10 protein-coding genes are annotated in these 9,348 nt (G+C 41.2%); 9 read left to right on the top strand and 1 reads right to left on the bottom strand.

Annotation, left to right across the window (positions count from 1 at the left end):
- Both A3I3_RS0103940 and A3I3_RS0103935 read left to right on the top strand, forming a co-directional pair.
- On the top strand, positions 1-196 hold a 196-nt coding region (locus tag A3I3_RS0103940; RefSeq protein WP_018371436.1), incomplete at its 5' end, for a transposase.
- A gap of 112 nt (positions 197-308) precedes the next feature.
- Positions 309-1,076, top strand: a complete 768-nt coding sequence (locus tag A3I3_RS0103935) for an epoxyqueuosine reductase QueH (protein ID WP_018371435.1) — start codon at positions 309-311, stop codon at positions 1,074-1,076.
- A gap of 39 nt (positions 1,077-1,115) precedes the next feature.
- Here A3I3_RS0103935 and A3I3_RS0103930 read toward each other — a convergent pair whose 3' ends face one another.
- The gene (locus A3I3_RS0103930; protein WP_026129835.1) at positions 1,116-1,985 is read right to left on the bottom strand and encodes an RluA family pseudouridine synthase; all 870 of its coding nucleotides are present in this window, start codon (positions 1,983-1,985) and stop codon (positions 1,116-1,118) included.
- Positions 1,986-2,127: 142 nt separating this feature from the next.
- Between A3I3_RS0103930 and pbp2a the strand changes: the two genes are divergently transcribed.
- From pbp2a to cls, 7 genes are all read left to right on the top strand, one after another.
- The gene (gene pbp2a / locus A3I3_RS0103925) at positions 2,128-4,353 is read left to right on the top strand and encodes a penicillin-binding protein PBP2A (protein ID WP_018371433.1); all 2,226 of its coding nucleotides are present in this window, start codon (positions 2,128-2,130) and stop codon (positions 4,351-4,353) included.
- A gap of 93 nt (positions 4,354-4,446) precedes the next feature.
- Positions 4,447-5,016, top strand: a complete 570-nt coding sequence (locus tag A3I3_RS0103920) for an SP0191 family lipoprotein (RefSeq protein ID WP_018371432.1) — start codon at positions 4,447-4,449, stop codon at positions 5,014-5,016.
- A gap of 300 nt (positions 5,017-5,316) precedes the next feature.
- Positions 5,317-5,583 (top strand): IreB family regulatory phosphoprotein, encoded by a 267-nt coding sequence (locus tag A3I3_RS0103915; RefSeq protein WP_018371431.1) that lies wholly within the window; start codon positions 5,317-5,319, stop codon positions 5,581-5,583.
- Positions 5,583-6,002, top strand: coding sequence for a Holliday junction resolvase RuvX (ruvX, locus tag A3I3_RS0103910; protein WP_037589048.1), 420 nt, complete (start codon positions 5,583-5,585; stop codon positions 6,000-6,002). Before A3I3_RS0103915 ends, ruvX begins: the two co-directional genes overlap by 1 nt.
- A 16-nt stretch (positions 6,003-6,018) precedes the next feature.
- On the top strand, positions 6,019-6,336 hold the full coding sequence (locus A3I3_RS0103905) for a DUF1292 domain-containing protein (RefSeq protein WP_018371429.1): 318 nt from the start codon (positions 6,019-6,021) through the stop codon (positions 6,334-6,336).
- An 88-nt stretch (positions 6,337-6,424) separates the two neighbouring features.
- Entirely contained in the window at positions 6,425-7,666 is a 1,242-nt protein-coding gene (locus A3I3_RS0103900; protein WP_018371428.1) for a bifunctional folylpolyglutamate synthase/dihydrofolate synthase, read from the top strand.
- A 143-nt stretch (positions 7,667-7,809) separates the two neighbouring features.
- On the top strand, positions 7,810-9,315 hold the full coding sequence (gene cls, locus A3I3_RS0103895; protein ID WP_018371427.1) for a cardiolipin synthase: 1,506 nt from the start codon (positions 7,810-7,812) through the stop codon (positions 9,313-9,315).
- The last annotated feature ends 33 nt before the right edge of the window (positions 9,316-9,348 follow it).

The raw sequence follows: 9,348 nt of genomic DNA, 5'->3' as shown, positions 1-9,348 counted from the left end.
GCTTTTATCTCCCCAAGGTAGACAGATTTTCGCTCAACGCAAGATTGATGTGGAACCTGTCTTTGGGCAGATAAAGGCTTGTTTGGGTTACAAGAGATGTAATCTGAGAGGGAAGCGTCAAGTGAGAATTGACATGGGATTGGTACTTATGGCCAATAACCTCCTAAAATACAATAAGAGAACGACTCAAAATTAAAAAGCTAGAGTTCCGCAATTGGGAAGCTCTAGCTTTTTTTGTGGCTGAGAATTATTTTGTCCCAGGCTCTTTTTTGTTATAATGAATAGGAACCTATTTGAAGGAGTTTTTCATGATTGATGTTGAAGAGATTTTAGCTAAAATGAATCCTAATCAGAAAACCAACTATGACCGCGTCATGCAGCAGATGGTTAAGGTTTGGCAAAAGGAAGAACAGCGCCCGACTGTGCTCATGCATGTTTGTTGTGCGCCGTGCGGAACCTATACATTAGAGTATTTGAGCCAGTATGCTGATGTAACGATTTATTTTGCTAATTCAAATATTCATCCTAAAATAGAATATGAGCGCAGAGCTTATGAGACCAAACGATTTGTCCATGAATTTAATGCCAATACGGGTTACCATGTCCAGTTTATTGAGGCACCTTATGAGCCAAATGAGTATAAAAAATTGACTCGTGGCTTGGAGCAAGAGCCAGAAGGTGGCGATCGTTGCAAGGTTTGTTACGATTATCGTCTTGATAAGACAGCCGATAAGGCGGTGGAGTTGGGCTTTGACTACTTTGGCAGCGCCTTGACTATTAGCCCACATAAAAATTCTCAGGTAATCAACAGCATCGGGATTGATGTTCAAAAGCTTTATGCGACCCACTATTTACCGAGCGACCTCAAGAAAAATCAGGGTTATCTGCGTTCGGTCGAAATGAGTGAAGAATACGATATTTACCGCCAATGTTACTGTGGTTGTGTCTATGCAGCACAAGCGCAAGGAATTGATTTGGTTCAAATAAAAAAAGATGCAACAGCCTTTATGGAAAATAAAGATCTGATGCATGATTATTCGAATGTTGTCTTTCGAGTTGACGGAGTGGAAATATAAGAAGCTAAAAACGGCTGCTTGTCAGCCGTTTTTACTTGTTTACATATTTTTGGAAATCCCCAGCTGAAAACTCTCCGAGCTGGCCTCGATACGGATTGTTTCGAGGGTGAAGGGGTGAGTGAAGGTCAGGCGGTGGGCGTGGAGCATGAGGCGGTTTGCCTGTTTAGGATTGTAGAGAGGGTCGCCGATGATCGGGTGTCCATGGTGGGCGAGGTGAACACGGATTTGGTGGGTGCGTCCGGTCTTGAGTTGGCATTTGACTAGCGAGCGGTCGGTGAAATTTTTCAGTCTTGTCACGCGCGTTTCGGCATACTGACCATGGCGCTTATCAACTAGCCGCTTTCTGCGGTCATGGCGGTCACGACCGATTTTATCTGTAAAGGTCTGTTCTTTTTTGTCTATTCTTCCTTGCACCAGTGCCCAATATTCGCGGCTAATTTGCCGCTTTTCCAGCAGCCGATTGAGAATGGGCAGCACGAAAGGATTTTTGGCGAAAAGGACGGCGCCACTGGTCTCCTTATCCAAACGATGAACGACATAGCAGGTTGCGCCAACATAAGCAGAGACATGGTTGAGTAGAGCGACCTCGCCTGGCTCATTAGCGTGCGTTTTCATACCCTCGGGCTTATTGACAATGATGATGTGCTCATCTTGGTAGAGCTCTTGGACAAGGTCAGGATTTCCCCAGAGGAGGTCCTTTTTTGGATAATCCTCTTGGTCAAATACCAGAGTGATTTCGTCGAGAGCCCTAATGGTACTTTGCCAGTTAATGGTTTCTTGATTGACCCAGACGTGTTTTTTGGTGCGCAAAAAATGCCGAATTTTACGCGGAATCAAAAAATAATCTTCTAAAAGTTCCTTGACGGTCATCTGAGGTAATTTCTCAGGCAGGATAAAGCTAAATTTCATAAATTTATTGTAGCAAAAAGTGGGCAAGATAGGAATAAAAAAATCAGTCTTGCGACCTATTTTTCTTAAAACTTCCTAAAAGTAAAAGCCTAATCGGGGTACTTTCTTGTCTCTCCAAATAGAAGGTGATAAAATAGGGGGTATGAAGAAAGTAAATGAAATTTTTGAACAACTTATCAATCATTTTAAAAAAGAAGAGCCGCAGCGTGGGAATCGCAGTGAGGCGGATGAGGACAAGGAGCCGAGTCTTAGCCGTTCTGGCAAGGGTGGTCATAAAAAACTATCTCAGAATCCCTTTCGTCGTTTTTGGCGCAAGTATCATCTGACTAAGATTATCCTGATTTTGGGTCTGGGTTTTAGTTTGTTGGTAGGGGGCTACCTATTTTATATAGCTAAGTCAACCAATGTCAAAGATTTGCAAAATGCTCTGAAAGCGACAACCGTTATTTATGATCGCGAAAACAAGGAAGCAGGAACTTTGACTGGGCAGAAAGGTACCTATGTAGAGCTGGATGCGATTAGTAAGGACTTGCAAAATGCCGTTATTGCAACGGAGGACCGTTCCTTTTATAAAAATAGCGGGATTAACTATGGACGCTTTCTTTTGGCGATCTTGACAGCGGGGCGCTCGGGCGGTGGCTCGACCATTACCCAGCAGCTGGCAAAGAATGCTTATTTGTCGCAGGATCAGACTATTGAACGCAAGGCCAAGGAGTTTTTCTTAGCCTTGGAAATAACCAAGAAATACAGTAAAAAGCAGATTTTGACCATGTATCTTAACAATTCCTACTTTGGGAATGGGGTTTGGGGTGTGGAGGACGCTAGTAAGAAATACTTCGGCGTTTCAGCAAGTCAACTTTCGCTTGACCAATCAGCCACTCTAGCTGGGATGCTCAAAGGGCCTGAACTCTACAACCCCATTGCTTCGGTAAAAAATGCGACCAATCGTCGCAATACTGTTCTGCAAAATATGATGGCGGCAGGCTACATTGATAAAACGACGGCAGATCAGGCGGCAGCAATTGGCTTGGGCGGGCAGCTTGTAGATGCCTATACTGGTAAATCTGAGGATTACCGTTATCCGTCCTATTTTGACGCAGTCATCAATGAGGCGGCAGCAAACTATGGGCTTTCAGAAGCAGAAATTGTCAATAACGGCTATAAAATCTATACTGAATTAGACCAAAATTATCAAGCCAGCATGCAAGTCATCTACGACAATGAATCCCTTTTTCCAGTCGCAGAATCTGATGGTACGCGTGCCCAAGGAGGAAGTGTAGCACTGGATCCAAAGACGGGGGGAGTACGTGCCTTGGTCGGTCGGGTCAATAGTGATCAGAATGCTGCCTTTCGTAGTTTCAATTATGCAACTCAGTCAGGTCGCAGCCCCGGTTCAACAATTAAGCCCTTGGTTGCTTACAGTCCAGCAATAGCAGCTGGCTGGGCAGTTGACAAGTTGTTAGATAATAACACAACTTCATATGGAAACTATAAAGTTGATAACTATGCAGGAATTAAATCATCACCGACGGTTCCTATGTATCAGGCTTTGGCAGAATCACTCAATATTCCCGCAGTTGCTACAGTCAATGAATTGGGTCTCAAAAAGGCGTTTGAATATGGTAAAAAATTTGGACTGAATATGGACAAGGTGGATCAAACACTTGGGGTCGCTCTGGGTAGCGGTGTCACAACCAACCCACTTCAAATGGCACAAGCCTACTCAACTTTTGCTAATGGTGGCGTCATGAATGATGCTCACTTGATTACCAAGATTGAAAATGCTAGTGGTCAGGTGATCAAAAGCCACAAACAGACTTCCACACGTGTTCTTAGTCAGGCAAACACAGATAAAATGACTGAAATGATGTTAGGAACGTTCACTAACGGTACAGGGGTGTATGCTGCACCATACGGTTATAATATGGCAGGGAAAACTGGAACAACGGAGACGGACTTTAACCCAGACGTATCAGGAGACCAATGGGTGATTGGCTACACGCCAGATGTGGTCATTAGTCAGTGGCTAGGATTTGAAAAGACTGATGAAAATCACTATCTAACAGGTACCAGTGCTAATGAAGCGTCAGCCATTTTCCGAGCGACGGCAAACAGCATTCTGCCTTACACCGAAGGAACTAAGTTTGAAGACAAGAGCACTTATGCACAAAATGGGATTGCCCCTGTTAATACTTATGATACAGGAGAGGACAATACACAAAATCAAAGTCAGTCCAAGGATTTCTTACAAGATATTCAAGATAGGGCCAAAAATCTGGTTGACGATGCTAAGAAAGCGATTGATCGTTATCAAATCCCAGAAAAAGCAAAAAGTCTTTGGGATGGAATTACTAGTTTATTTCAATAGAATAGCCGAAGAAAGTAGTTTTCCGACTACTTTTTTCTTAGCTTATACTCCGACTAGTTTTGAAATATGTTATAATGACAGTGGAGGTTTTCTATGAAAAAAGGATATATTTTAGTTGCTATAAGTCTGATGTTTTTAGTGGCTTGTAGCGCAAAAAAATCAGCTGAAAAAAACAATCATTCAACTGAAACATTAACATCAGCAGCTCCCGTTTGGAATAAGACAGAAGAAGAAAGAAATCAACTTGTCACAAAGAAAATCATTTTTCCTGAAAAAGAGGGAGTTACTCAAACACAAATTGTGACCTATCAGGGCAAGGAATGGGTCAGTCTAACAATGGAACAGGTGCAGCCCGCAAATGATGAAATTAAAAATGCCCTTGCAGAAGTTGGTGCGGAAGAAACGCAAAAGGCTTTAGATGAAGCGCTGGAAAAGGATGAGAAATATCAGCAAGCCAAAAATTTGGCAGGATTTAGTTACAAAATAGAGTTAACTCCTGAACAGCAACTTAAGTTCACAACAACCTATGATTTGAAAAAACTCAAACTTGATGAAATGGATAAGCTAGAATATTTCAAAGGATCTAATTTGCGTAGTATTTTAGAGTTCACACCAGCAAAATACATAGAAACCCGTGAAGATGCTGGAGCGAAAATAGAGTAGCGAAGGTGAAAGAATAACTCGTACAAGTCCTAAAAATTAAACATACAGCACTAATCCTACTGACAAAAAGAAAATTATACTGTAGTTGATTTGACTCAAACGGATGTTAAAGAATTAAAAAATTATCAGGTGTTAGAGGAGCTGTTGCCAGTTTGGGTATTTTTACTGCTAAGCAAGTTTTCGCTTCTGTGACTTGTCCGATTTTACAAAAGTGCAATAATATCTAAGTAGGCATTAATGTTGTGAGAATGCTGTTATTATGCTATAATAATAAGTAGATTAAGGAAAGAGGGTGTAAATGTGGGATTTACAGATGAAACAGTACGCTTCAATCTCGATGATGCGAATAAAAAAGAAATCAGCGAAACTTTGGTTAATGTCTATACTTCCTTGAACGAAAAGGGTTATAATCCTATCAACCAAATCGTAGGCTATGTTCTCAGTGGAGATCCTGCCTATGTACCTCGCTATAATGATGCGCGCAATCAAATCCGGAAGTATGAGCGTGATGAGATCGTTGAAGAATTGGTTCGTTACTATCTGAAAGGGCAAGGTCTAGATCTCTAATGAGAATTATGGGGTTAGATGTCGGTTCAAAGACGGTTGGTGTCGCCATTAGCGACCCGCTTGGCTTTACAGCGCAGGGTTTGGAAATCATTCCAATCAATGAGGACAAAAACGAGTTTGGTCTTGACCGTTTGGGCGAGCTGGTAAAGGAATACAAGGTTGAGAAATTTGTTCTGGGCTTGCCTAAAAATATGAATAATACCAGCGGCCCTCGCGTGGAAGCCAGTCGAGCCTATGGAGCAAAGCTTGAAGAGCTTTTTGATCTGCCAGTTGAGTATCAGGATGAACGTTTGACGACAGTGGCTGCTGAGCGTATGCTGATCGAGCAGGCGGATATTAGTCGTAGTAAGCGCAAAAAAGTGATTGATAAGTTGGCGGCTCAGCTTATTTTACAGAATTACCTAGATCGAAATTTTTAAAAATAAAGGAGAAACCATGGCACACGAACACAATCATGACCATGACCACGCAGAGCGTGACTTAATTACATTAGTAGATGAGAATGGCAACGAAACTCTATTTGAAATCCTTTTGACGATTGATGGCATGGAAGAGTTTGGAAAGAACTATGTTCTTCTTATGCCAGTTCATGCAGAGGAAGACGAAAATGGTGAGGTGGAAATCCAAGCTTACTCTTATGTAGAAAATGAAGATGGTACTGAGGGCGACTTAGAGCCTATTCCAGAAGACTCTGATAACGAGTGGGACATGATCGAAGAAGTTTTCAACAGTTTCATGGAAGAAGCTGAGTAAAAGCAAATAGGCAAAAAGGCTGGACTTTGTCCAGCTTTTTTAGAATTGAATGTGGGCTAAGAATTGCTCTTTATGTGGAAAGGATTGTATGCAGGAAATTTTGAACTGGCTAAATAGTCGAATAGGGCTCAATTTTCGTTCGGGATTGGAGCGCGTGCGAGTTGCTGCTTGGCTTTTAGGCAACCCGCAGGAAGCTTATCCTATTATTCATGTGACCGGAACCAATGGAAAAGGTTCGACCATTGCTTTTATGAGAGAACTGTTTCAAGCGCAGGGAAAGAAAGTAGCGACTTTTACTTCGCCGCATATGGTTAGTATTCATGATCGGATTTGCATCAACGCTCAGCCAATTTCAGATGAGGATTTTGTTCGCTTAGCAAAGGATATTCAGATTATGGAGAAAAAGTTGGTTAAAACTCAAGCTCCATTATCGTATTTTGAAATTTTGACCCTGCTTGCATGGCTGTATTTTCGTGAACAAAAGGTGGATCTTTGCTTGCTTGAAGTAGGAATTGGTGGTCTTCTTGACACAACCAATATTGTTACAGGGGAGATTGCTGTTATTACTTCAGTTGGACTGGATCATCAAGAGACCCTAGGTACTACTGTTGAAGAAATTGCAGCACAGAAAGCTGGAATTTTCAAAGCTGGTAAAAAAGCAGTCGTTGGTCCCTTGCCTAAGTTAGCCTTGCAAGTTTGTGAGGAATGTGCCAAAAAACTTGGTACGGAACTTCTGGTTTATGGTAAAGATTTTTCTATGATAAATGCTAGGGATTTTGTGATAGAAGACTTTTATTTGCCTGACCTTGATTTGGGTTTATCAGGTGCTTATCAGGCAGAAAATGCGGCTGTGGCTCTGGAAGCTTTTCTGTTATTTATCCACAATCTAGGAGAAACTGTGGATAACTCTCTCATCCGCCAGGCTCTGTCAGCTACTCGTTGGGCTGGACGTTTGGAATCCTTTGGCGAGCAGATAATCCTTGATGGAGCACACAATCTTCCTGCCATGAAAGGTTTGGTTGATTTTATCAAGCAAGAGAAAAATCGCTCTATTACAGTCCTTTTTGGAGCTCTTAAGCGCAAAGATTACAGCCAGATGTTGGATTATTTGCAGAGAGAACTGCCTGACGTGAACCTTTTTGTTACGACTTTTTCCTACGATGGCTCTTTGGAAAAGGCAGATGTAAAAAAATTGACATTTGTGGAAAACTATGAAAAATTTGTGGAAAACTATTTAGAAAATCGCAAGAAAGAAGATTTACTTTTCATTACGGGTTCCCTATATTTCATTGCTGAAGTAAGAAAGTGGCTGCTGAACCAGTCATTTTAGCAGTTGTCTGTTATGTTGCATTTTTTTAAAATTACGATATACTAAGAGAAATAGAAAGTAATCAAATTTCTGAGCGCATTTGTTTTTGTATAAGAGCATGATAAACGAAGAGGGAGAAACGCGTGCGAAAAATTCGATTGTTGATGTCCAAATATGGCTTTAGTATTATCATTATGCTAATTGAACTATTCTTAGCTTTTTGGTTTTTCTTTTATCTAGGAAAGTTAGTCCCGGGGCTCTGGGAAGTCGTTGTCATTATTATGTCGATTTCGACTATTTTGGCAATTGTCAATCGTTCAATGGCGCCCGACAGTAAAGTGACTTGGCTGCTGCTTGCGACTATTCCGGTCGTAGGTCCTTTGATTTACCTTATGTTTGGCGAGCGTCGCCTGTCTAAGAAAGAAATTCAGCAGCTGGAAAATATGGATTCCATGAAATTTCGTGAGGATAATAGTTATGATTTACGGGTACAACTGAAGAAAGAAAACAAGGTTGCCTATGGAGTAATAAAATCCCTACTCAAGATGGATAATAATGCCGATGTCTATGACAAAACCGCTTCGGAGTTTTATTCTTTGGGCGAGGATATGTTTAAACAGATGTTGCTTGATCTTCGTGGCGCTAAAAAATTCATTTTTATAGAATACTATATAATTGATGAGGGGCTTATGTGGGATCAGATCTTGACCATTCTTAAAGAAAAAGCTGCTCAAGGAGTTGAAGTCAAGCTACTTTATGATGATATTGGCTGTATGGCTACTTTACCTGGAAATTATACTAAAATCCTACAAGGTTTTGGAATTGATGCCCATAAGTTTAACAAGGTGATTCCTCGTTTGACAGTTGCTTACAATAACCGTTCGCACCGTAAAATTTTGGTAATTGATGGTCAGGTGGGTTACACAGGTGGTGTTAATTTAGCAGATGAGTATATCAATCATATTGAACGCTTTGGTCATTGGAAAGATACGGGCATTCGTTTAGATGGACATGCTGTCAAGGCTCTGACACGTCTTTTTCTCATGAATTGGTACATTAATCGTGGGGAAATTACTGATTTTGATCAGTACCATTTAAGTAATGAAGCAACGCAAGGTCAGGGGCTTTACGTACCTTATGGATCCGGTCCCAAGCCCATGTACAAAAGTCAGGTCGGAAAGACAGTTTATCAAAATTTAATTAATCAGGCGACAGACTATGTCTATATCACGACGCCGTATCTGATCATTGACTATGATTTGACCGAAGATATACGTAATGCAGCCTTGCGGGGAGTTGATGTGCGCATTGTGACTCCGTTTATTCCAGACAAAAGATTAATTCAACTCATCACACGGGGAGCCTATCCCGCACTTTTAGATGCAGGTGTGCGAATTTTTGAGTACACCCCTGGTTTCATTCATAGTAAGCAAGTTCTAGTAGATGATGATTTAGGAGTTGTCGGTAGCATTAATTTTGACTATCGAAGTTTGGTTCACCACTATGAAAATGCGGTATTGCTTTACAAGACACCTTCTTTAGCCCAAATAAAAGAAGATTTCAACCAACTTTTCCAAGTATCGCAGGAAATCCATTCTCATACCATTCAGCTCAAATGGTACCAACGTTTGTTGAAGGAAGTGGTACAATTATTTGCACCGATGTTGTAAATTTTAAGCCTTTTGCGAATAAAAAAGTAAAAG

It is taken from the genome of Streptococcus massiliensis DSM 18628 (genome assembly GCF_000380065.1).
In the GTDB taxonomy this organism is placed as follows: Bacteria; Bacillota; Bacilli; order Lactobacillales; family Streptococcaceae; genus Streptococcus; species Streptococcus massiliensis.
The sequence above is the reverse complement of the archived record's forward strand: the minus strand, read 5'-3'. Positions and strand labels throughout refer to the sequence as shown.